This window comes from Kocuria sp. LUK (assembly GCF_021012935.1).
Classification (GTDB): domain Bacteria; phylum Actinomycetota; class Actinomycetes; order Actinomycetales; family Micrococcaceae; genus Kocuria; species Kocuria flava.
On record NZ_JAJMZI010000004.1, the window covers coordinates 110,151 to 131,625 of the forward strand.

A 21,475-nucleotide genomic window follows, 5' to 3' on the forward strand; every position below is an offset into this window, starting at 1 on the left:
TGGGCGCATTGCGCCCGTGGACGCAGGGAGGAGGGGTGCCCGTGCCCGAGTGGCTCCTGGCCGGCGCCGCCGGTCTGCTCGCGGGGGCCGCGCTGCTCGTCGGCAGCGCGGTGGCGTGGTTCGTCGCCGTCCCGGCGCGCGTGGTCGCGGTGGTCATGGCCTTCGGGGCCGGCGTGCTCATCTCGGCGCTCGCCTTCGAGCTCGTCCAGGAGGCCGTGGAGCGGGGTGGCCTCGCGGCCACCGCCGGCGGGTTCCTGGCCGGCGCGGTGGCCTACGTGGGGCTCAACGTGCTGCTGGCCCGGCACGGGGCCCAGCACCGCAAGCGCTCCGGGACGCAGCAGCCCTCCCAGCAGGAGCACAGCGGCAGCGGCGGGGCGATCGCCGTCGGCGCCCTGCTGGACGGCGTGCCGGAGTCCATGGTCCTGGGGCTGAGCTTCCTGACCGGTCCGGGGCTGAGCCTGCCCATGTTCGCCGCCGTGTTCCTCTCGAACGTCCCGGAGGGGCTCTCCAGCACCGCGGGGTGGAAGAAGGCCGGGCGCGGCCCCGGATACGTGTTCGGCATCTGGGGTGCCATCGCGGTCGCCTCCGGGCTCGCCGCGCTGGCCGGCTACCTGCTGCTGGACGGGGCCGCCCCGACCACCCTGGCCTTCGTCAACGCCCTGGCGGCCGGGGCGATCCTGGCGATGGTCACCGACACGATGATCCCCGAGGCGTTCGAGAAGGCCGCCCTGTACTCGGGGCTGATCGCGACCCTCGGCTTCCTGGCCGCCTTCAGCCTGCACGCCGCCGGCTGACGACTGGGCACCGGGCGGCCGCCGTTTCTTCCCGACATCGCGGCGCTCCCGCCCCTGCGCGGGCGTACCATGAGCCGCGTCAGCGCCTCTTGACCGGAGGAAGTGGTCGCGGTGCGCACCTTCCCCTTCTTCTCCTCCCGGGTCCCCGCGCAGGGCCCCGGTCGGGCCCGCCCCGCGCCCGCGCCGACTCCTCCGGGCCCCGGAGCGCCCCGGCCGGGGGCGCCGCCGGGCGGCCCACCGCATCCCGGGGGAGCCGGCTCGCTGCACCCCGGGGAGGCCGGCTCCGTGCCGTCCCTCTCCCCGTGGGCGGACGGGCTGGGCCGGACCGGGTCCCGGGCGATCCAGCTGCTGGCCGTGACCGCCGTCGCCGCGCTGGTGCTCCGGGTCCTGGCCGCGGTCGAGATGGTGGTGCTGGCCACCGTGGTCGCCCTGATCCTGGCCTCGGCGGTCCACCCGCTGGTGCGGCGGCTGGAGGAGCGCGGGTGGGGCGCCACCGCCGCCACCGTCGCGGTCTTCGTGTCCCTGCTCGGCGTGCTGGGCGGGGTCGTCACCGGCGTGGTGCTGGGCGTCCGCGGGGAGCTCGAGGAGCTCGTCCGGGCCGCCGTCACCGGCTGGCAGCACCTCCAGGAGCTCGTCGCCGCGGGCCCGCTGCCCGTGCCGGTGGACGCCGGGACCGTCAACGACGCCCTGTCCCGGCTGGGCGACTACCTCGTCAGCGACAGCGCGCGGCAGAGTGCCCTCAGCGGGCTGGGGGTGGCCTCGGAGGTCCTCACGGGCACCGTGCTGATGGCCATCGTCCTGTTCTTCTTCCTGAAGGACGGGCCGCGGATCTGGAGCTTCGTGCTGCGCTGGACCACCGGGGAGACCCGTGCGCGGCTGGCGGAGTCCGGGGACCGCGCCGTGGGCATCCTCGGCTCCTACGTGCGCGGGATCGTGCTGATCGCCACCATCGACGCGACCTTCATCGGCCTGGGCCTGTGGGCCCTCGGGGTCCCGCTGGTCGTCCCGCTGACGGTGATCGTGTTCCTCACCGCCTTCGTCCCGGTGATCGGGGCGCTGGTCGCGGGAACGGTGGCCGCCCTCGTGGCGCTGGTCGCCGAGGGGCCCGTCACGGCGCTGGCCGTGGTGCTGGTCGTGGTGGTCGTCAACCACCTCGAGGGCTACTTCCTCCAGCCGGTGGTCATGGGCCGCACCCTGCGCCTGCACGGGCTCGTGGTGCTGCTGGCACTGTCCGCCGGCAGCGTGCTCGGCGGGGTCGCCGGAGCGGTGCTGGCCGTTCCGCTGACCGCCGTGGCGTGGGCCGTGCTGCAGGTGTGGACCACCCGGTACCAGGGCGGCGACGACCCGCTGCTGGGCCCGGACCCCGTCTCCTCCGCCGAGGGGGCCGCCGACCGGGCCAGCCGGCGCCACCGCTGGAAGTACCAGGGCATGCGGCGGCAGGACCGTCCCGCGCCGTGGGCCGTGCCGCCGCCCCGGAGCCCCCGGTGACCGCGACCGGGCGCCGCTCCGGCGGCCCGCGGCGGCAGGTGCCCGCCGGCCGCCGGTCGCGGCCCGCCACGGTGCCCGCCGTCGTCGTCCGCGCGGCCCCGCCGGCGCCCCGGAGCCCGGCCGCGCGGTGGCTGGCCGCCCACCGGGTGAGCCCGGTCGGCCCGGCGGCAGGGGAGCACGAGGAGCGGGTCCAGCCCTGGTGGAAGGTGATGTGCCTGACCGGGGTCGACTACTTCTCCACCCTGTCCTACCTGCCGGCCATCGCGGTCGTGGCCGCCGGGGTGCTCTCGCCGCCGGCGACCGCTCTCATCGTGGTGCTCACCCTCGCGGGGATGCTCCCGATGTACCGGAGGATCGCGGCGGAGAGCCCGCACGGGCAGGGGTCCGTGGCGATCCTCGAACGGCTCCTGCCGTTCTGGCGCGGGAAGGTGCTCGTCCTCGTGCTCCTGGGCTTCGTGGCGACCTCGTGGATCATCACGATCACCCTCTCGGCCGCCGACGCCACGGTGCACCTGCTGGAGAACCCGCACGCCCCCGCAGCCCTCCACGGGCACCAGGTGGCGGTGACGGTGGTGCTGCTCGTGGTGCTGGGCGGGGTGTTCCTGCTCGGGTTCACCGAGGCCGTGGCGGTGGCCGTGCCGCTGGTCGTCGTCTTCCTGGGGCTCAACGCCGTGATCATCGGGGTCGGGACGGCCGAGATCGCCGCGGACCCGCGGCTGCTGGGCGACTGGGGCGCGGCGCTGCTCGCGGCCGGCGGCGGCGGGGTGGGGGAGGTCGTCGGGCGCACCGTGCTGGCGTTCCCGCTGCTGGTCCTGGGGCTGTCCGGGTTCGAGACCGGGGTGTCGATGATGCCCCTCGTCGCGGCCGCCGGGGACGGGCCCGGGGAGCGGCTCGCCCACCGCGTGCGCAACACCCGCCGCATGCTCACCTCGGCGGCCGTGGTCATGAGCGGCTACCTCATCGGCTCCGCCGTCGTGACCACCGTGCTGATCCCCGCCGAGGCCTTCGCCCCGGAGGGCCCGGCACGGGGCCGGGCCCTGGCCTACCTGGCCCACGAGCACCTCGGGGAGGCCTTCGGCACCGCCTACGACGTCTCCACCGTCCTGATCCTGTGGTTCGCCGGGGCCTCTGCCATGGCCGGGCTGATCAACATCGTGCCGCGGTACCTGCCCGGCTACGGCATGGCCCCGGAGTGGGGGCGGCTGGTGCGGCCCGTGGTGCTCGTCTACACCGCCGTGAGCATCGGCCTCACGCTCGCCTTCCGTGCCGACGTCGAGGCGCAGGCCGCCGCCTACGCCACCGGGGTGCTGGTCATGATGCTCTCCGGGGCGGTGGCCGTGAGCATCTCGGCGTTCCGGGGCCACCGGCGGCGGGCCGGCGCCGGGTTCACCGTGCTGGCCGCGGTGCTCGCCTACGCCCTCGTGGACACGGTCGTGGTCGACCCGGAGGGACTGGTCATCTCCGCGTTCTTCATCGGGGGGATCGTGGGGGTCTCGCTGGTCTCCCGCGTCTACCGCACCACCGAGCTGCGCGCCGAGCGCATCGCCTTCGACTCCGCGGCGCGCCGCATCATCGCGGACTCGCTGGCCTTCGACGGCCGCCTCGACCTGGTCGCCCACAAGCCGGACGGCACCAGCGGCGGCCGGTACGCCGCCAAGGAGGCGGTGCAGCGGCGCATCAACCCGCTGCCGGGCACCGCCGACGTCGTGTTCCTGGAGGTCGAGGTCGGCGACCCGTCCGAGTTCAGCGCCGAGCTGGAGGTGAGGGGGACGCAGGTCGACGGCCACCGGGTCCTGCGCACCACCAGTCCCGCCGCGCCCAACGCCATCGCGGCGATCCTGCTGGCGCTGCGCGACGCCACCGGCGTGGTCCCCGAGGCGTACTTCGACTGGGCCGAGGGCAACCCGGTCGCCCACCTGCTGCGCTATCTGCTCCTGGGCGAGGGCGACACCGCCCCCGTCGTCCGGGAGATCCTGCGGGAGCACGAGCCCGACCCCGCGCGGCGCCCCGGGGTGCACGTCGGGTGAGGGCCCGCGGAACCCGCTCCCCGCCGAGGGGCGGCGTTGGGCGGCTCCGCGCGGGGCATACCCGCCGGACGCCGCCCCTCGCGCCCGGGGAGGAGCGCGGCGAGGGGCCGGGACCCGGGCAGGCGCTCAGGCGGAGCCGCCGCGCAGCCGCGCCACCGCCTCCTCCTGGTCCAGGATCTCCTGGCGCAGCTCGTCCTCGAGGAAGGCCAGCAGCGCCCGGGAGAGCTCGGCGTTCTCGGAGGCGACCGCCTCGCGGGCCACGGCGCCGCGGAAGTCGTGGGCGAAGGCGTCGATCGCGGTCTGGGCCACGCAGCTGTGCGTCGAGACGCCGCAGACGACCACCCGTTCCGCCCCGAGGTTGCGCAGCCGCGCGGCGAGGTCGGTGTTGAAGAAGGCGCTGTCGCGGGTCTTCACGAGCCCGACGCCGTCCTCGGTGTCGAGCCCGGCCACGTACTCGGCCTGCTCGGTGCCGGGGAAGGCGAAGCCCTGGTCGTCGTCGTGCATGCTCACGGTCCAGGTCGAGCGGTCGCGCTCGTGCTGGGTGCGGACGAGCAGGATCGGGTTGTCCCCGGCCCGGGCCGCGCGCACGAGCTCGTTGACCTTCGCGGTCACGGGCTCGCGCTGCTCCTCGAGCTCGGGGAAGTCGAAGTAGGAGTTCTGCATGTCCACGACGAGCAGGGCCGTGCGGCCCCCGGGGTGGCGCGGGCTCATGGTGCTCCTTCCGGCGCGGTGCCCGCGGGCGCCGCGCGGTGCGGGTCGGTGCGGATTCCGGGCGGGGGACCGCCCGTTTCGCCCAGCATACTGATGACCTGCGCGGGCGGCAGGGCGGTCGGGCCGCCGGGCGCATTCGGACCGGGGAGCGCGGGGCCGGGGCGCCGCTCGGGTAGCCTGTGCGCCATGGCTTATCACGCGGACGCAGCGGAGCTCGAGGGCAAGGAGGTCCTGACCTGGGCGGGCTTCGGGGAGGCGACCCAGGAGCTGGCCCGCACGGTGGTGGACAGCGGCTTCGTGCCGGACATCATCATCGCGGTCGCCCGCGGCGGCCTCCTGCCGGCCGGGGCGCTGTCCTACGCGATGGGCGTGAAGCTCTCGGACGCGATCAACGTGGAGTTCTACACCGACGTCCACCAGACCCTGCCCGACCCGGTGCTGCTGGCCCCCATGCTGGACACCGAGTCGATCGCGGGACGGAAGCTGCTCGTGGTCGACGACGTCGCCGACTCCGGGCGCACCCTCGCCCTGGTGCTCGAGCTGCTGCGCGGCTTCGGCGCCGAGGCGCGCTCCGCGGTGATCTACGCCAAGCCGCGCTCGGTGGTCGAGCCCGACTTCGTGTGGCGGGCCACCGACGAGTGGATCGTCTTCCCGTGGTCCGCGGCCCCGCCGCTCACCGCCGGGGCCTGACCCGGACCGCGCTCAGCGCAGCACCGCGCGCACCGCGGGGCGGCCGGCGACCACCAGCCACACGGTGTTGACGCCCACGAGCGCCAGCGTCAGCAGCCCCGGCAGCAGGCGCCCCGAGAGCAGGTGGACGAGCAGGTCCACGACGTCGCCCAGGACCGCCAGCGCGCACAGGACGATCCCCAGCACCCACCCCCACTGCCGCCGCTCGCGCAGCGGGAGGTACACCAGGGCGTAGAGCGCCGCCGTCAGCAGCAGCCCGTAGGCGAGCACGGCCAGCCCCAGCGGCGTCGTCGGGCCGGCGATCCCGGCCCCCGGCAGGGGACCGGGCACGGGCCCCGGGCCCGTCCAGGCCTCGACCACCCCGGTGAGCACGGTGACGGCCAGGGACACGAGGGTCAGGCGCAGCAGCGGCCGCAGCGCGGCCGGCACGGGCGCCCCGCCGCGGGGTCCGCCCGGCGTCCCGCCGGGGACGCGGCCCGGGTGGTGGGTCATCGCGCACACCTCCTGCGCCGAACCTACCGCGCCCGCCCGCCCGGTGGTACGGGTCGCGGGCCCCGTCCGGCGCGCCCGGCCCGGCCGGGGCCTGGGAGCGAGCCGGGGCGGGCCGGTAGGGTGAGCCAGGACACCGACGGCGCGTCCGCCCGGCGGTCGTGCCCGGAACCGGCCCGACCGAGCAGGCAGGAGCGCCCGCCCATGACCGAGCACGACCGTCCCGTCCCCCACCGCATCGACGCCCCGCTGCGCGCCGACGTCCGGCGGATCACCACGCTGCTGGGGGAGACCCTGGTGCGCCAGCGCGGGCCCGAGCTGCTCGAGCTCGTCGAGCAGGTGCGCGGGCTCACCAAGGAGGCCAAGGCCTCCGGCGACGACGCCGCCGCCCGCCGCGCCCGCGAGCTGCTGGGCTCCCTCCCGCTGGAGCGGGCGACCGACCTCGTGCGGGCCTTCGCCCACTACTTCCACCTGGCCAACGCGGCCGAGCAGGTCCACCGGGTGCGGTTGCTCGGCGCCCGCCCCGAGGCGCAGGCGTGGCTGGCCGCGGCCGTCGCCGACGTCGCCGGGGAGGCCGGCCCGGACGCGCTGCGCACCGCCGTGGAGCGCCTCGACGTGCGCCCGGTGTTCACAGCCCACCCCACCGAGGCCTCCCGCCGGTCGGTGCTCACGAAGATCCGCCACCTCTCCGACCTGCTGGCCGAGGACACCGCCGAGGGCACCGCGGCCCGCCGCCGCCAGGACCGGCGCCTCGCGGAGCTCGTCGAGCTGCTGTGGCAGACCGACGAGCTGCGCCAGTCCCGGCCCACCCCGCTCGACGAGGCCCGCAACGCCCTGTACTACCTGCGGGAGGTGCTCTCCGGGACGGTGCCGGGGCTGCTGGCCGACCTCGAGGACCTGCTCGGGGAGCACGGGGTGGCCCTGCCCGCGGGACCGCCGCTGCGCTTCGGCTCCTGGATCGGCGGCGACCGCGACGGCAACCCCAACGTCACCCCGGCCATCACCCGCGAGGTGCTGCGCCTGCAGGGCCAGGCCGCCGTCGACACCGCCCTCGGCTTCCTCGAGCTGCTCGTCTCCCGGCTGTCCTCCTCGACCGCGATCGTGGCCGTGGAGCAGGAGCTGCTGGACTCCGTGGCCGAGGACGTCGCCCACCTGCCGGGCCTGGACGCCCGCGTGCTCGAGCTCAACGCCCAGGAGCCCTACCGGCTCAAGCTCACCTGCATCAAGGCCAAGCTGCTCAACACCCGCCGCCGCTTCGCGGAGGAGACCGCCCACGAGCCCGGCCGCGACTACCGCAGCACCGGGCAGCTGCTCGCCGACCTCGACGTCGTCGCCCGGTCCCTGCGCGCGCACGCGGGCGAGCGGGCCGCCGGCGGGGCGCTCGCGGCGGCCGCCCGCACGATCGCCGGGTCGGGGCTGGTCCTGGCCTCCCTCGACGTGCGCGAGCACGCCGACGCCCACCACGAGGCCGTCGGGCAGCTGCTGGACCGCCTCGGCGAGCACGACCGGCCCTACGCGCAGCTGGACCGCGCCGGCCGCACCCGGGTGCTGGCCGCCGAGCTGGCCGGGCGCCGGCCGCTGGCCCCGCCGGGGCTGGCCACCGGGACGGTGCAGCTCGAGGGGGACGCGGACCGCACCTTCGCCGTCTTCCGCGAGATCGGCCGGGCCCAGGAGGTCTACGGCGAGGAGGCCGTGGAGACCTACATCGTGTCGATGACCCGCGGCGCGGACGACATCCTCGCCCCCGTGGTCCTCGCCCGCGAGGCCGGGCTCGTGGACCTCACGGGGGAGCGGCCCCGGGCGGGCCTGGGCTTCGCCCCGCTGCTGGAGACCGTCCACGAGCTGCGCCGCTCGGCCGAGGTGATCGACGAGCTGCTCTCCGACCCCGCCTACCGTGAGGTCGTGCGCGCCCGCGGGGACCTGCAGGAGGTCATGCTCGGCTACTCCGACTCCAACAAGGAGTCCGGGGTGATGACCAGCCGGTGGGAGATCCACCGCACCGAGCGCCGGCTGCGCGACGTCGCCGCCCGGCACGGGGTGCGGCTGCGGCTCTTCCACGGCCGCGGCGGGTCCGTGGGCCGCGGCGGCGGCCCCACCCACGACGCGATCCTCGCCCAGCCCGGCGGGGTGCTCGACGGCGAGATCCGCTTCACCGAGCAGGGCGAGGTGATCAGCGACAAGTACTCCCTGCCGGCCCTGGCCCGGGAGAACCTCGAGCTGTCCCTGGCCGCCGTGCTGCGCGCGACCGCCCTGCACCAGGGCCCGCGCTCCTCCGAGGCCGAGCTCGAGCGGTGGGGGCAGGTGATGGACGTGGTCAGCGACGCCGCCTTCGCCGCCTACCGCGGGCTGATCGAGGACCCCGACCTGCCCGAGTACTTCGTGACCGCGACCCCCGTGGAGCAGCTGGGGGCGCTGAACATCGGTTCCCGGCCCTCGAAGCGCCCGTCGTCGGACGCGGGGATCGAGGGGCTGCGCGCCATCCCGTGGGTCTTCGGCTGGACCCAGTCGCGCCAGATCGTCCCCGGCTGGTTCGGCGTGGGCTCCGGGCTGCGCGCCGCCCGGGAGGCCGGGATGGCGCAGGACCTCGCGGCGATGCTCGAGCGCTGGCACTTCTTCGCCTCACTGGTCTCCAACGTGGAGATGACCGTGGCCAAGACGGACCTCGGGATCGCCGCCCAGTACGTCTCCGCGCTCGTGCCCGAGCGGCTGCACCACGTCTTCGACACCGTCCGGGCGGAGTTCGCCCTGACCTGCGAGGAGCTCGCCCGGCTCACCGGCCAGGCCGAGCCGCTGGACGACAACCCGGTCCTGCAGCAGACCCTCGCGGTGCGCGACCAGTACCTCGACCCGATCTCCCACCTGCAGGTCGAGCTGCTGCGCCGGCTCCGGGAGGCCGGCGGCGAGCCGGACGAGCAGCTGCAGCGGGCGATGCTCATCACCATCAACGGCATCGCCGCGGGCCTGCGCAACACCGGCTGAGGCGCGCGGGGAGGACCCGTCCCGCGGGGCTCAGCCGCGCGGGCGCAGCTGGACGCCCGGCAGGGCCGGGGCCGGCAGCGGGGCGGGCTGCCCGTCCGGGTAGGGCCCGAAGCGGGGGTGGGGCGCGCCGTCGTCGCAGCTGCCGCCGGGCGGGGGTCCGGCGGGCTCGGCACCGATCTCGGCCTGCCAGGCCGCCCGGTAGGAGGCGACCTCCTCGTGGGTGCGGCCGATGAAGTTCCACCACATGACGATCTGCTCGCCCAGCGGCTCCCCGCCGATCAGCAGGGCCCGCACCGGTTCCTCGCCGGCCTCGAGCACCACGGACCCGTGCCCGGGCGGCAGGTAGGCGAGGTGGTCGCCCGGCACCGGTGCGCCCTCGAGGCTCAGCCGTCCCGCGTCGAGCAGGATCCCGTGCTCGCAGGCCGGGTCCAGGTCCAGGACCAGCCGGGCGCCGGGCCGCAGGTCGAGCTGGGCGGCGAGCAGGGGCGGGGTGTGCGTGACCACCGGGGAGACGGACCCGGCCAGCGCGCCGATGAACACCCGCAGCACGGCCCCGTCCAGGGTCACCGGCTCGGGGGTGTGGTGCTCGAAGCCGGGCGGCAGGTGCCGGGTCGCCTCGGGCAGGGCGTACCACAGCTGCACCCCGTGGAGGAGGTCGGTGTCGGGGGTGGAGAACTCCTGGTGGGAGATCCCGCGCCCGGCGATCATGAGGTTGACCTCCCCGGGGCGCACCTCCGCGGCGTGGCCCGCGGAGTCGAGGTGGGAGATCCCGCCGGTGAACAGCAGGCTCACCGTGGCCAGGCCCGTGTGCGGGTGGCGGGCCACGCGCATGCCCCCCGAGTCGGCCACGGGGTCGGGCCCGTAGTGGTCGACGAAGCACCAGGCGCCGATCAGCGACCGCTCCCGCTGGGGCAGGGTCCGTCGCACGGTCATCGCCCGCGGCCCGCCCAGGGGCACGTCGCGCGGGGCCAGCAGGGCCGCCCCGGCGCCGAGGGCCTCGGTGCACACGATCTCCTGCGGGCGGGCCTCGAGGTTGGTCATCGCGGTGCTCCTGAACTCCGTCGGGGTCGGCGCACGGTCGTGCGGTCCCGGACCCAGCAGACACCCGGGCGGAGGGCCCGTCAAGGCGCGGGGCAGGCCCGGGGCCCGCTCAGTGCCCGCGCCCGGCGTGCGGGTCCTGGTCCTGGAAGTGCCGCAGCCCGGGGAGGACCCGGGCGGAGAGCGGCCCGTCGAGGACCACGGCAAGGATGCGCAGCGGGACCTCGGCGAGATAGGCGGCGATCAGCCGGTGGTTGGAGTCCAGGACGATGAACTCGTCGCCGGCCCGGTAGGCCGGCAGGGCCATCACGACCGGCTCGTCCTTCTCGTCGGTGAACTGCTCGCGCATGCGCTCGATCTTCGCCCGGCGGTCCTCGGGCCAGTCGTGCACGGCGGCCTCGCAGACCTGCAGGGGCTTGTTCTGCGGCTCCGACCACTCGCCGGGGTTGCCCTCGGGGTCCACGTGCCACACCGTCCAGAGCTCGCCCACGTCCTCGCGCTCGGTGATCACGCGGTCCTCCACGGAGGCGTTGTCCTCGCCGACGGCGTCCCAGTCCATCCAGGTGCGCACGCTCTCGCCGAACAGGGTCTTGAATCCGGAGACGTCCATGCACCTTACTTCAGCATACTTATCATCGGTGCGCCAGCGCCCCGGTGCGACGGGCGGGCGGAGCCCCACCCACCAGCGGCGGGGGAGCTCAGCCCGCCGCGGTCCCGGCGACCAGCTCGGCGGTCGCGGCGGCGATGGCCTGCTCCTCGTCGGTGGGCACCACGAGCACCTCGAGCCCGGAGCCGGGGGCCGAGATCCGCCGGGTCCCGCGGGAGCGGGCCGCGTTGGCGTCGTCGTCGAGCACGACGCTGAGGGCGCCCAGCCGCCCGCAGACCCGGGCCCGGAACGCCGCGGCGTTCTCGCCGATCCCGGCGGTGAACACGAGCGCCCGGGCCCCGCCGACGGCCACGTGGTAGCCGCCCACGTACTTCGCCAGCCGGTGGGCGGCCATCTCGAGCGCCAGCTCGGCGCGCTCGTCCCCGCGGTCGGCGGCCTCCTGGACCGTGCGCATGTCGTGGTGGCCGGCGATGGCCCTGAGCCCGGAGGCCGTGTTGAGCAGCCCGTCGAGGGCCTCGGGGGTCATCGACGGGTCCCGGCGCAGCACGGAGGTGACCACGGAGGGGTCGAGGTCGCCGGTGCGGGTGCCCATCACGAGCCCGGCCAGCGGGGTGTAGCCCATCGAGGTGTCGTAGGAGCGCCCGCCGCGCACGGCGGTGACCGAGGCGCCGTTGCCCAGGTGGGCGACCACGGCGTGGAAGTCCTCCCGCGGCACGCCCAGGAACTGCGCGGCCCGCCCGGTGACCCAGTCGTGGGAGGTGCCGTGGAAGCCGTAGCGGCGGATCCCCCAGCGCTCGTAGAACTCCTCCGGCACCGCGTAGCGCCACACGTGCTCGGGCATGCTGCGGTGGAACGCGGTGTCGAAGACCGCGACCTGCGGCAGGTGCGGCCACGTGCGCAGCACGGCGCGCAGGCCCAGCACGGCGGCCGGGTTGTGCAGCGGGGCCAGCGGGGCCAGCCGCTCGATCTCCCGCACGATCTCGTGGGTGACGAGCACGGGCGCGGAGAAGCGCTCCCCGCCGTGCACCACGCGGTGCCCGGCGGCGTCGACCGTGCGCCCGCCCAGCTCCTCGTCGAGGCGCCGGGCGAGCAGCTCGAGGGCCTCGGTGTGGTCGCGCACCTGCGGGCCGCCGATGTTCTCCACCAGCCCGGAGGTGAGCACGGTCCCGCCGTCCGTGCCGGCCGCGACCTCCCGGACCTGGTACTTCAGCGAGGACGAGCCGCAGTTGACGACGAGCACGAGCATGGCGGGAACTCCCTGGGTCGGTGGGGCGGGCTCAGGCGCTCTGGGCCTGGATCGCGGTGATCGCGACCGTGTTGACGATGTCGTCCACGGTGCAGCCGCGCGAGAGGTCGTTGACCGGCTTGCGCAGCCCCTGGAGCACCGGGCCCACGGCCACCGCGCCGGCGGACTGCTGGACCGCCTTGTAGGTGTTGTTGCCGGTGTTCAGGTCGGGGAAGACGAACACGGTCGCCTGCCCGGCCACGGCCGAGCCCGGCAGCTTGGAGGCGGCGATCGAGGCGTCCACCGCGGCGTCGTACTGGATGGGGCCCTCGACCTCGAAGTCCGGGCGCATCCCCCGCACGAGCCGGGTGGCCTCCCGCACCGTCTCGACGTCCGCCCCGGAGCCGGAGCCGCCGGTGGAGTAGGAGAGCATCGCGACCTTCGGCTCGACCCCGAACTGGCGGGCGGTGCGCGCCGAGGCGAGCGCGATGTCGGCGAGCTGGTGCGCGTCCGGGTTGGGGATCACGGCGCAGTCGCCGTAGACGAGCACCCGGTCCTCGAGGAGCATGAAGAACACCGAGGAGACGGTGCGCACGCCCTCGGCGGTCTTCACGAACTCCAGGGCCGGGCGGATGGTGTTGGCCGTGGTGTGGGCCGCGCCCGAGACCATGCCGTCCACGTCCCCGGTCTGCACCATCATCGTGCCGAAGTAGGAGCCGTCGAGCATCCGCTCGAGGGCGGTCTCCTTCGTGACGCCCTTGTGGGCGCGCAGGCGCACGTACTCGTCGGCGTAGCGGTGGCGCAGCCGCTCGTCCCGCTCGAAGTCGACGAGGTCGAGGCCCTCCTCGGCGAAGTCGAGGGCGATGCCCTCCGTCTGGCACAGCTGCGCGATGCGGCCGGGGTCGCCCAGGATCGTCAGGTCGCAGAAGTTGCGGCGGTGGATCATCTCGGCGGCGCGCAGGATGCGGGGGTCCTCGCCCTCGGGCAGCACGATGTTCTTCCGGTCCGCCCGCGCGGTCTCGACCAGCTCGTGCAGGAAGCGCAGCGGGGTCCGCCGGGCCGGGCGGGGCAGGTCGAGGCGGCTGACCAGCTCCTGGCCGTCCACGCGGCGGGCCCACTCGCCGAGCGCGGCGGCGACCTTGCGCGGGTGGGCGCCCGAGAGCGTGCCCCGGGTGCGGGAGACGGTGCGGGCCGCGGAGTAGGTGTCCAGCGGCGTGGTGAGCACCGGGAACGGCGCCGCCGCGGTGAGGTCCTGGATCCGGCCCTCGGTGCTGAACCCGCCCGTGAGCAGCATCCCGGAGGGCACCGGCAGGGCGGGGGAGAGGGCGGAGGCGAGGGAGGCGACGACGATGTCGGCGCGGTCGCCGGGGGTGATCACGAAGTCGCCGTCGGCCAGCTGGTCGAGGTAGTGCCCGACCGTCATCGCGGCGACCTTCACGCCCTTGACGTCGCGGTCCATCGAGACCTCGGCGGGGCCCGTGCCGAAGCCGTGCCGGTCCCGCAGCTCCGCGACCGTGGGGGCCGCGACCGCCGGGTTCTCCGGGATCGCGTAGACGGGCAGCCCGCGCACGCCCCGGGCCGCCCGCGCGGCGATCTCCTCGGCCCACTCGGGGCGGGTGCGGTTGACGATCACGGCGAAGATGTCGCACCGGGCCTGGTAGAGCTCCGCCCGGGTGACCTCGACGGCGTTGAGCACGTCCGCCCGGGACTCGGCCTCGTCCGCGCCGACCACGGCGAGCACGGAGGCGCCCAGGTTGTTGGCCATCCGCGCGTTCATGTCGAACTCCGCCGTGGCGGCGTTGTGGGCGAGCAGGTCGGTGCCGTCGACCACGACCACGTCGCAGTGCGGGGCCATCTCGGCGTAGACGCTCACCGCCATCGCGTCGAGCTCGTCGTGGTCGCCGGCGGCCAGCAGCTCGCGGGTGCGGGCCAGGGAGAAGCCGCCCCGGCAGCGCTCGTCGGTCAGCCCGAAGCTGCGCTTCATCAGCTGGACCATCGGGTCCTCGGCCGGGGTCGCCCCGAGGTGGACGGGCCGGAAGTAGCCCAGCCGGTCGGTCTTGCGGAACAGCGAGTCGGCCAGGCCCAGCACGACCAGCGACTTGCCGGACTGGGGGGTCATCGCGCTGACGTAGATGCCTTGGGTCATGACGGGGCGTCCTCCGGGGCCGCGGGCGGGCTGGTGGCCCCAGTCTAGGGGCGGGCCCGGCCGCGGCCCCGGAGTGCGCCCGGGCGCAGCGCCCGGTGGAGGAACCCGGGCGGACGGCCCGGGCGGGGCCCCTCAGGCGAGGGAGAGGAACATCTTCTCCAGCTCGGCCTTGTCCAGGCTCGGGTCCTCCGAGCGCAGGCACTGGTCCAGGCCGGTGGCGATGATCGAGAAGCCGGCCTTGTCCAGGGCGCGGGAGACCGCCGAGAGCTGGGTGACGACCTCCTTGCACTCGCGGCCTTCCTCGAGCATGCGGATGACGGCCCCGAGCTGGCCCTGCGCGCGCTTGAGGCGGTTGAGGGTGGGGGTGAGGTCCTGGGGATCGAGTTGCATGGCGTGCTCCTGGGTGCGGGGTGGATCGGTGTCCATTATATACCCCCTGGGGGATCTTGCATACCCTAGGGGGTATGGTGCACACTGGTGGCACACCCACCGACGTCCGGAAGGAAACACCCTATGACCTCGAAGGTCTCGCCCGCCGAGCTGAAGTCCTGGATCGACTCCGGTGAGGAGGTCGCCGTCCTCGACGTGCGCTCCGCCGCCGAGTTCGCCGCCGAGCACATCGACGGCGCCTACCACGTCCCCGTCGACCTGGTCGCCGACCACGCGCAGGACATCGCCGCCGCCCTCGGCGGCAAGGTCGCGCTGATCTGCCGCTCCGGCGCCCGGGCCTCCCGCGCCCAGGAGATCCTCTCCGCGGTGGGCACCGACAACACCTACGTCGTCGACGGCACCGTCGACGACTTCGAGAAGGCCGGCGGCGCGGTCGTGCGCGGCTCCTCGACCTGGGCCATGGACCGCCAGGTGCGCATGGTCGCCGGCTCCCTCGTGGTGCTCGGCACCCTGGGCGGCACGCTCGTCTCCCCGAAGCTGCGCCTGGTCTCCGGCGGCGTCGGCGCCGGGCTCGCCTGGTCGGCGCTGTCGAACACCTGCGCGATGGCCAACGTGCTCTCGAAGATGCCCTGGAACCAGGGCGCGAAGGACCCGTCCAAGGACGCCGTCCTGGAGCAGCTCGCGGCCAAGTGACGGGCTGATCCCGCCCGCCGGCTCCCGGGAGGAGCCGGCGGGTCCCCGCACGGCCCCGCCGCCCCCGCTCCCGCGGGGCGGCGGGGCCGTGCGCCGTCACGGGGGCGCCCGCGCCCGCGGCGGGCTTCACCGCGGCCGGTCCGGGTGGGAGGATGGGCCCATGCTGGTTGCCTTCTCCGTCTCCCCGTCGGGCGGCCCGGACGAGTCCGGGTCCGTGCACGACGCCGTCGCCGCCGCCGTGCGCGTGGTCCGCGCGTCCGGACTGCCGAACCGCACCGACGCCATGTTCACCACGATCGAGGGCGAGTGGGACGAGGTGATGGACGTCGTGCGCCGGGCCACCGAGGCCGTGGGCGCCTACGGCCCGCGCGTGTCCCTCGTGCTCAAGGCCGACATCCGCCCGGGCCGCTCCGGCGAGCTCGAGGGCAAGGTCGAGCGGCTCGAGGCCGCGATCCAGCGGCAGGCGATCGAGTCCTGACCGCACCCCGCACCGCGGCGCGGATCCGCCCCGCCGGCACCGGCGACGCCGCCGCCTGGTCCGCGCTGCACCTGCGCTGCCTCGAGGAGACCTACCGGCCCCTGTTCGGCGACGCCTTCGCCGACCGGCAGCTGGCCGAGGCCGCGCGCACCGCCGGCCACGACCGCGCCCTGCTCGCCGACGCGCGCGTGCGCGCGGCGCTCGCCGTCGACGACGACGGGGCGCCCGTCGGCCTCGCCGCCGCCGGGCCCGCCCCCGCGGCGTGGGAGGCCCGGGCCGGGGTTCCCCCGCCGCCGGCCGGCCGGCAGCTGTTCCTGCTCTACACGCTCGCCGCGACCCACGGCACCGGCCTCGGCGCCGCGCTGCTGGCCGCCGTCACGGACGCGGCCGCCACCTACCTGTGGATCATGGACGGCAACGCCCGCGCCGAGGCGTTCTACGCCAAGCACGGCTTCCGCGCCCTCGTCGGGTCCTTCCCCGCCGGCGGGCCGTGGACCGGGCAGCGGATGCGCCGCATGCTCCGGGAGGGGCCCGCATGAGCCGCCGCTCCCGCGCGGCGGGACGGGCCGCGGGGCCGGCCGCCGGTCCCGCGGCCGGGACCTACCCGATCGCCACCGGCACCGCCGAGCTCGTCCCCGACGAGTACGCCCCCGGCTCCTGGGTGCTGCACGTCAACGGCGTGCCCTCCTCCCACGTGGACCCCGAGCACCCCGAGCGGCTCGACTTCGAGTACATGCGCTGGATCGCCGCCCTGTCCGGGGCCCACGTGCGCGCCCACCTCGACCCGGCCCGCCTGCGCGTGCTGCACCTCGGCGGCGGCGCCTGCTCCCTGGCCCGCTGGTTCGCCCACGCCCACCCCACCGCGCGCCAGGTCGTCGTCGAGCTCGACGGCCGGCTCGCCGAGCTCGTGCGCCGGTGGTTCGACCTGCCCCGGGCCCCGCTGCTGCGGATCCGGGTGGGGGAGGCCCGCGAGGTCGTCGAGGCCCTCACCCCCGGCACCCGGGAGATCGTGGTGCGGGACGTGTTCGCCGGGGCCGAGACGCCCCGGCCCCTGACCACGGTCGAGTTCGCCCGGCACGTCGAGACGGTCCTCGCCCCCGGCGGGCTCTACCTGCTCAACTGCGGCGACACCCGCGACCTCGCCGGCGCCCGGGCCGAGCTCGCCGCGCTCGCCGAGGTCTTCGGCCACGTCGCCGCCGTGGCCGACCCCGCGATGCTCAAGGGCCGCCGCTACGGCAACGTCGTGCTCGCGGCCTCCCACGCCCCGCTGCCGGCCGAGGGCTCGGCCGCGGCCGCGGCGCTGACCCGCGAGCTGCTCGGCGGCGCCGTGCCCGCCCAGTACAAGGACGGCGCCTGGGTGCGCGCCTTCACCGCCGGCGCCGCGCCCCGCCACGACCCCGCCGCGGAGACCGGTCCGGCCCCGGGCGGTCCCGGCCCGGGAGGGCGCCCGTGAGCACCGCGCCCGGTCCCGGCGCACTCCTCGCGCTCGCCGCCCGCCACGGCCTCGACCTCGACCCCGCCTCGCTGCGCGTCGAGGAGGCCGGGCTCGACTTCCGGGTCGTCCTCGCCGACGGGACCGACGGCCGGCGGTGGGTGCTGCGCATCCCCCGCCGCCCGGACGCGGCCGCCCGGGCGGCCGAGGAGCGGCGCGTGCTGGCGCACCTGCGCCCCCGCCTGCACGTGCGGGTGCCCGACTGGCAGGTGGTCTCCCCGGAGCTGATCGCCTACCCGCTGCTGCCCGGCCGCCCCGGGCTGACCCTCGACGCCGCCGGCCGGCCGGTGTGGCACCTCGACCCCGCCTCCCCCGTGCACGCCCGGTCGCTGGGCGAGCTGGTCGCCGCCCTGCACGGGCTGGACCCGGCCGAGGCCGCAGCGGCCGGCGTGCCCGCGAGGACCCCCGAGCAGCTGCGCCGGCAGTGGGCGGAGGACCTCGAGCGGGTCCTGGCCGAGTTCGCCGTGGCCCCCGCGCTCACCGCGCGGTGGCGGGCGTGGCTCGACGACGACGGGCTGTGGCCGCGCACCGCCGTCGTCACCCACGGGGAGCTCTACCCCGCCCACACGCTGCACGACGAGCAGGGCAGGATCCTCGGCGTGCTCGACTGGACGACCGCCGCCGTGGGCGACCCCGCGGTGGACCTCATGTACCAGCACCTCGTCGCCCCGCCGGGGGCCTTCGCCGCGACCGTGCGCCGCTACGAGGAGCGCTCCGGGCGCCACGAGCCCCGCCTCGCCGAGCGGTGCGCGGCCCTGCAGGCCACCGGGCCCCTGGCCTACGCCCTCTTCGCGCTGCGCACCGGGGAGGCCGGGCACCGGGCCACCGCCGCCGCCCAGCTCGGCCCCTGAGACGGGCGGCCCGCACCGCACGGCGCCGGGACGGTCCGCACCGGGGACGGGACCGGGCGCGCGGTCGGCTACAGTGTGCGGGGCGTCACCCACCGTGCGCGCCGGGCCCGCCCACCGCGGCCCCGGCGCCGGGCGTGCGGGACCCGACCGGTCCGCGCGTTCCCGGAGGAGGCCGCACCACCCGCCACCACCCGACCGCGAGGACCACCATGTCGCGCACTCCTGCCGGGCGGACGACCTCCGCCGGCCCCGCCACCACCGCCGCAGAACCCCCCGTCGCCGCACCGCCGGCCCCCGGAGCCGCCGCCCCCGGAGCGGCCGCACCCGAGGCGGCACCACGGCCCGCCGCCGTGGACACCGCCTGGACGATCAGCCTCTTCGGCACCGCCGTCGGCGCCGGGATCCTGTTCCTGCCGATCAACGCCGGGGCCGGGGGGCTGTGGCCGCTGCTGGTCGTCACCGCGCTCATCGGCCCGATGACCTACCTCTCCCACCGCGCGCTGGCCCGGTTCGTGTGCGCCTCCCCGCGCCGGGGCGAGGACATCACCGCCGTGGCCCGGGACTGCTTCGGCGACGGCGCCGGGCGGGTGATCACCGTCCTGTACTTCCTCGCGATCTACCCGATCGTGCTGATCTACGGCGTGGGCATCACCAACACCGTCGACAGCCTCCTCGTCAACCAGCTCGGCCTCCCGCCCGTGCCGCGCGTGCTGCTGTCCGGGGTGCTCATCGCCGCCATGATGGTCGTGATGGTCGCCGGCCAGCGGATCATGCTCGCGGTCACCCAGTGGCTGGTCTACCCGCTCATCCTCGCCCTGCTCGGGGTGACCCTCTACCTCGTCCCGTCCTGGCACGTCGGCGACCTCGCCGCGGTGCCCTCCGCCGGGGACCTCGCGGCGTCCGTGTGGCTCGTGATCCCCGTGCTGGTCTTCGCCTTCAACCACTCCCCGGCCGTCTCCCAGTTCTCCCTGGCGATGCAGCGCGCCCACGGGGCAGGGGCGGCCGAGGCCGCCTCCCGGGTCCTGCGCCGGACCACCGCCCTGCTCGTGGTCTTCACCATGGGCTTCGTCTGGTCCTGCGTGCTGGCCCTGGGCGCCGACGGCCTGGCCGGGGCCCGCGAGGCCAACCTGCCCGTGCTCTCCCACCTGGCCAATGAGCTCGGCAACCCGCTGATCGGCTACCTCGGCCCGGCCGTGGCGATCGCGGCGATCGTCTCCTCCTTCTTCGGCCACTACCTCGGCGCGAGCGAGGGCGCGGCGGGCATCGTGCGCGGGCTGCTGCCCGCCCGCGTCCCGCAGCCGCGCGAGCGCACTCTGCGCGGGGGCATCGCCGTGTTCGTCTTCCTCACGACGTGGCTGGCCGCCGTGCTCAACCCCAGCATCCTGGGGCTGATCGAGTCCCTGGCCGGGCCCGTCATCGCCGCGATCCTCTACCTCATGCCGATGTACGCGATCCGCCGGGTCCCCGCCCTGGCCCCCTACCGGGGCCGGCTGTCCAACGTGTTCGTGACCGTCGCCGGGATCGTGGCGATCAGCGGGATCCTCTTCTCCCTGATCGGCTGAGCATCCGTCCCCGCGGGTCCTGCCGCCCCGCCGGTCACGCCGGCGGGGCGGTTCCGCCCGCCCCGGGCGGCGCCGGACCGGTCGCGGGACCGGTGCGCGGGGGAGGGGCGCCGTGCAGACTGGGGGAGTCCGCCGTCCCCGGCCCCAGGAGCTGCCCGTGGCCCCGCTCGCCCCCTTCCGCTTCCCCGGCGCGACCGCCGTGCTCACCGGCGCGGCCTCCGGCATCGGCGAGCAGCTCGCCCACGGGCTGGCCGCGCGCGGGACGGCCCTCGTGCTCGTGGACCGGGACGCGGCCGGGCTGAGCGCGGTCGCCGGGACCGTGCGCGCCCGCCACCCCGGGGTCCGGGTGGACACGGCCGTCGTCGACCTCGCCGACCTCGAGGCCCTGCCCGCGCTCGCGGCGCTCGTGCGCGCCGAGCACCCGCGCATCGACCTGCTGATCAACAACGCGGGCACCGCCCTGGTCGGGTCCTTCGAGGAGGTCCCCGCCGAGGAGTTCGACCGGCTCGTGGACGTCAACTTCCGCGCGCCCGTGGTGCTCACCCGCGAGCTGCTGCCCGCGCTGCTCGCCGCCCCCGGCGGGCACCTGGTCAACGTCTCCAGCCTCTTCGGGCTCATGGCCCCGCCCGGGCAGGCCGCCTACGCCGCGAGCAAGTACGCCCTGCGCGGGTTCACCGAGGCCCTGCGCCACGAGCTGGCCGGGCGGGTGGGCGTCACCGTGGTCCACCCCGGCGGGGTCCGCACCCGCATCGCCGCGTCCGCCCGCGTCCCCGAGGGGGTGCCGCCGGAGCGGGCGCGGCGGGACCTGGCGGAGTTCGCCGCCCTGCTGGGCCACCCGCCGGAGCGCGCGGCGGCCGAGATCCTGGCCGCGGTGCAGCGGCGGCGGGCCCGGCTGCTGATCAGCCCCGGCGCCCTCGCGCTCGACGTCGTGGTGCGGCTGCTGCCGGGCTCGTACTGGCCGGTCCTGGAGCGCGGGCGCCCCCTGCTGCGGCGCCTTCCCGGACGGCGCCCGCGCCCTTAGGCTGGGCCCCATGACCAGCACCGTCTCCGCCGTCGTGATCGACTGCCGCGACCCCGAGGTCCTGGCCCGCTTCTGGAGCGAGGCCCTGGGCTACACGGTCCACGGCGAGGCCGAGGGCTACGTCGGCCTCGTGCCCGCCGAGGGGCGCACCGGCCCCCACCTCGACCTCGTGCTCGTGCCGGAGGAGCGCCGGGGGAAGAACCGGCTGCACCTGGACCTGCGGGCCCTGGACGGGGACCGGGCGGGCGAGGTCGCCCGCCTCGAGGGCCTCGGCGCCCGGCGGGTCGACGTCGGCCAGGGCGAGGACGTCCCGTGGACCGTGCTCGCCGACCCCGAGGGCAACGAGTTCTGCGTCCTGGACGGGGCGCCTCAGCCGGGCACTCCGTCCACGTAGTACCAGCGCCCGTCCTCGCGCACGAACCGGGAGCTCTCCCGCTGCGCGCCGCGCTGACCCGTGCCGGGTGCCCCGCGCCAGTGGGCGGTGAAGTCCACCCACCCCTCGTCGTCGAACGGGCCGCCGGCCGCGGTGCCGTGCACGTCCAGCCGGTACCACCGCCGCCCCGGGTCGAGCTCGAGGGCGGCCGGCCGGGTGCCCGGGTGCCACGTGGCCAGCAGGTGCGCGGCGTCCCCGGCGGCGAAGGCGCTGAAGCGCGAGCGCATCAGCAGCTCCGCCGTGGGCGCCGGGCGCCCGGCGTGGAAGCGCCCGCAGCAGGCGCCGTAGGTCTCCCCGGTGCCGCAGGGGCAGCGGGCGTCGTCGTCGAGCACGTCCTCGGTCCTCCTCCCCGCCGGGGCCG

21 protein-coding genes are annotated in these 21,475 nt (G+C 76.1%); 13 read left to right on the forward strand and 8 right to left on the reverse strand.

Features of this window, described 5'->3' with window-relative positions; translation table 11 throughout:
• Positions 1 to 41 precede the first annotated feature (41 nt).
• From LQU92_RS08420 to LQU92_RS08430, 3 genes are all read left to right on the forward strand, one after another.
• The gene (locus LQU92_RS08420; protein ID WP_230779850.1) at positions 42 to 794 is read left to right on the forward strand and encodes a ZIP family metal transporter; all 753 of its coding nucleotides are present in this window, start codon (positions 42 to 44) and stop codon (positions 792 to 794) included.
• 285 nt (positions 795 to 1,079) lie between these two features.
• Positions 1,080 to 2,282: an AI-2E family transporter gene (locus LQU92_RS08425; protein ID WP_230779853.1), complete on the forward strand. Its 1,203-nt coding sequence runs from the start codon at positions 1,080 to 1,082 to the stop codon at positions 2,280 to 2,282.
• Positions 2,279 to 4,309, forward strand: coding sequence for an amino acid transporter (locus tag LQU92_RS08430; RefSeq protein ID WP_230779856.1), 2,031 nt, complete (start codon positions 2,279 to 2,281; stop codon positions 4,307 to 4,309). Before LQU92_RS08425 ends, LQU92_RS08430 begins: the two co-directional genes overlap by 4 nt.
• Positions 4,310 to 4,435: 126 nt before the next feature.
• Here the strand turns inward: LQU92_RS08430 and LQU92_RS08435 are convergent, their stop codons facing one another.
• Complete coding sequence (locus LQU92_RS08435) at positions 4,436 to 5,020, reverse strand: cysteine hydrolase family protein (protein WP_230779859.1); 585 nt, start codon at positions 5,018 to 5,020, stop codon at positions 4,436 to 4,438.
• Positions 5,021 to 5,206: 186 nt separating this feature from the next.
• Between LQU92_RS08435 and LQU92_RS08440 the strand changes: the two genes are divergently transcribed.
• Positions 5,207 to 5,710 (forward strand): phosphoribosyltransferase, encoded by a 504-nt coding sequence (locus tag LQU92_RS08440; RefSeq protein WP_058857377.1) that lies wholly within the window; start codon positions 5,207 to 5,209, stop codon positions 5,708 to 5,710.
• Between the two features lie 12 nt (positions 5,711 to 5,722).
• Here LQU92_RS08440 and LQU92_RS08445 read toward each other — a convergent pair whose 3' ends face one another.
• Positions 5,723 to 6,202, reverse strand: coding sequence for a hypothetical protein (locus tag LQU92_RS08445; protein WP_112254365.1), 480 nt, complete (start codon positions 6,200 to 6,202; stop codon positions 5,723 to 5,725).
• A gap of 201 nt (positions 6,203 to 6,403) precedes the next feature.
• On the opposite strand from LQU92_RS08445, the gene ppc reads away from it, so the two are divergent.
• A complete protein-coding gene (ppc, locus tag LQU92_RS08450) occupies positions 6,404 to 9,178 on the forward strand; it encodes a phosphoenolpyruvate carboxylase (protein WP_230779860.1) in 2,775 nt (924 codons plus the stop codon).
• Between the two features lie 30 nt (positions 9,179 to 9,208).
• Here the strand turns inward: ppc and LQU92_RS08455 are convergent, their stop codons facing one another.
• From LQU92_RS08455 to LQU92_RS08475, 5 genes are all read right to left on the reverse strand, one after another.
• Positions 9,209 to 10,219 carry a pirin family protein gene (locus LQU92_RS08455; protein ID WP_230779862.1) on the reverse strand — a complete coding sequence of 337 codons (1,011 nt, stop codon included), beginning with the start codon at positions 10,217 to 10,219 and terminating at the stop codon, positions 9,209 to 9,211.
• Positions 10,220 to 10,328: 109 nt separating this feature from the next.
• Positions 10,329 to 10,826, reverse strand: a complete 498-nt coding sequence (locus tag LQU92_RS08460) for a hypothetical protein (protein WP_058857373.1) — start codon at positions 10,824 to 10,826, stop codon at positions 10,329 to 10,331.
• A gap of 88 nt (positions 10,827 to 10,914) precedes the next feature.
• Positions 10,915 to 12,069 (reverse strand): acetate/propionate family kinase, encoded by a 1,155-nt coding sequence (locus LQU92_RS08465; protein WP_230779864.1) that lies wholly within the window; start codon positions 12,067 to 12,069, stop codon positions 10,915 to 10,917.
• 31 nt (positions 12,070 to 12,100) lie between these two features.
• Entirely contained in the window at positions 12,101 to 14,194 is a 2,094-nt protein-coding gene (gene pta / locus LQU92_RS08470; protein WP_058857371.1) for a phosphate acetyltransferase, read from the reverse strand.
• A gap of 132 nt (positions 14,195 to 14,326) precedes the next feature.
• Positions 14,327 to 14,584 (reverse strand): metal-sensitive transcriptional regulator, encoded by a 258-nt coding sequence (locus LQU92_RS08475; RefSeq protein ID WP_058857370.1) that lies wholly within the window; start codon positions 14,582 to 14,584, stop codon positions 14,327 to 14,329.
• Positions 14,585 to 14,707: 123 nt separating this feature from the next.
• Between LQU92_RS08475 and LQU92_RS08480 the strand changes: the two genes are divergently transcribed.
• The 8 genes from LQU92_RS08480 to LQU92_RS08515 all read left to right on the forward strand — a co-directional run bounded on the left by LQU92_RS08480 (position 14,708) and on the right by LQU92_RS08515 (position 21,075).
• Complete coding sequence (locus LQU92_RS08480; protein ID WP_230779866.1) at positions 14,708 to 15,277, forward strand: rhodanese-like domain-containing protein; 570 nt, start codon at positions 14,708 to 14,710, stop codon at positions 15,275 to 15,277.
• A gap of 160 nt (positions 15,278 to 15,437) precedes the next feature.
• Positions 15,438 to 15,755 (forward strand): thiamine-binding protein, encoded by a 318-nt coding sequence (locus tag LQU92_RS08485; RefSeq protein ID WP_230779867.1) that lies wholly within the window; start codon positions 15,438 to 15,440, stop codon positions 15,753 to 15,755.
• Positions 15,756 to 15,925: 170 nt separating this feature from the next.
• On the forward strand, positions 15,926 to 16,294 hold the full coding sequence (locus tag LQU92_RS08490; protein ID WP_255667348.1) for a GNAT family N-acetyltransferase: 369 nt from the start codon (positions 15,926 to 15,928) through the stop codon (positions 16,292 to 16,294).
• Positions 16,291 to 17,208 carry a spermidine synthase gene (locus LQU92_RS08495; protein ID WP_230779870.1) on the forward strand — a complete coding sequence of 306 codons (918 nt, stop codon included), beginning with the start codon at positions 16,291 to 16,293 and terminating at the stop codon, positions 17,206 to 17,208. The genes LQU92_RS08490 and LQU92_RS08495 overlap by 4 nt, the downstream gene beginning before the upstream one ends.
• Positions 17,205 to 18,098, forward strand: coding sequence for a macrolide 2'-phosphotransferase (locus LQU92_RS08500; protein ID WP_230779873.1), 894 nt, complete (start codon positions 17,205 to 17,207; stop codon positions 18,096 to 18,098). The genes LQU92_RS08495 and LQU92_RS08500 overlap by 4 nt, the downstream gene beginning before the upstream one ends.
• A gap of 209 nt (positions 18,099 to 18,307) precedes the next feature.
• A complete protein-coding gene (locus LQU92_RS08505) occupies positions 18,308 to 19,660 on the forward strand; it encodes an HAAAP family serine/threonine permease (protein ID WP_230779875.1) in 1,353 nt (450 codons plus the stop codon).
• Between the two features lie 157 nt (positions 19,661 to 19,817).
• Positions 19,818 to 20,681, forward strand: a complete 864-nt coding sequence (locus tag LQU92_RS08510) for an SDR family oxidoreductase (protein ID WP_230779878.1) — start codon at positions 19,818 to 19,820, stop codon at positions 20,679 to 20,681.
• Between the two features lie 10 nt (positions 20,682 to 20,691).
• Entirely contained in the window at positions 20,692 to 21,075 is a 384-nt protein-coding gene (locus LQU92_RS08515) for a VOC family protein (protein ID WP_058857362.1), read from the forward strand.
• On the opposite strand, the gene LQU92_RS08520 is transcribed toward LQU92_RS08515, so the two are convergent.
• Positions 21,051 to 21,446, reverse strand: coding sequence for a YchJ family protein (locus tag LQU92_RS08520; protein ID WP_101851507.1), 396 nt, complete (start codon positions 21,444 to 21,446; stop codon positions 21,051 to 21,053). The genes LQU92_RS08515 and LQU92_RS08520 overlap by 25 nt on opposite strands.
• Positions 21,447 to 21,475: the final 29 nt, after the last annotated feature.

Bases quoted from the DNA above. Each gene is read 5' to 3' on its own strand.
- LQU92_RS08495 (WP_230779870.1), top strand. From the start codon at position 16,291: ATGAGCCGCCGCTCCCGCGCGGCGGGACGGGCCGCGGGGCCGGCCGCC.
- LQU92_RS08435 (WP_230779859.1), bottom strand. From the start codon at position 5,020: ATGAGCCCGCGCCACCCCGGGGGCCGCACGGCCCTGCTCGTCGTGGAC.
- LQU92_RS08485 (WP_230779867.1), top strand. From the start codon at position 15,438: ATGCTGGTTGCCTTCTCCGTCTCCCCGTCGGGCGGCCCGGACGAGTCC.
- LQU92_RS08460 (WP_058857373.1), bottom strand. From the start codon at position 10,826: ATGGACGTCTCCGGATTCAAGACCCTGTTCGGCGAGAGCGTGCGCACC.
- LQU92_RS08445 (WP_112254365.1), bottom strand. From the start codon at position 6,202: ATGACCCACCACCCGGGCCGCGTCCCCGGCGGGACGCCGGGCGGACCC.
- pta (WP_058857371.1), bottom strand. From the start codon at position 14,194: ATGACCCAAGGCATCTACGTCAGCGCGATGACCCCCCAGTCCGGCAAG.
- LQU92_RS08480 (WP_230779866.1), top strand. From the start codon at position 14,708: ATGACCTCGAAGGTCTCGCCCGCCGAGCTGAAGTCCTGGATCGACTCC.
- LQU92_RS08475 (WP_058857370.1), bottom strand. From the start codon at position 14,584: ATGCAACTCGATCCCCAGGACCTCACCCCCACCCTCAACCGCCTCAAG.
- ppc (WP_230779860.1), top strand. From the start codon at position 6,404: ATGACCGAGCACGACCGTCCCGTCCCCCACCGCATCGACGCCCCGCTG.
- LQU92_RS08515 (WP_058857362.1), top strand. From the start codon at position 20,692: ATGACCAGCACCGTCTCCGCCGTCGTGATCGACTGCCGCGACCCCGAG.
- LQU92_RS08455 (WP_230779862.1), bottom strand. From the start codon at position 10,219: ATGACCAACCTCGAGGCCCGCCCGCAGGAGATCGTGTGCACCGAGGCC.
- LQU92_RS08440 (WP_058857377.1), top strand. From the start codon at position 5,207: ATGGCTTATCACGCGGACGCAGCGGAGCTCGAGGGCAAGGAGGTCCTG.
- LQU92_RS08505 (WP_230779875.1), top strand. From the start codon at position 18,308: ATGTCGCGCACTCCTGCCGGGCGGACGACCTCCGCCGGCCCCGCCACC.
- LQU92_RS08465 (WP_230779864.1), bottom strand. From the start codon at position 12,069: ATGCTCGTGCTCGTCGTCAACTGCGGCTCGTCCTCGCTGAAGTACCAG.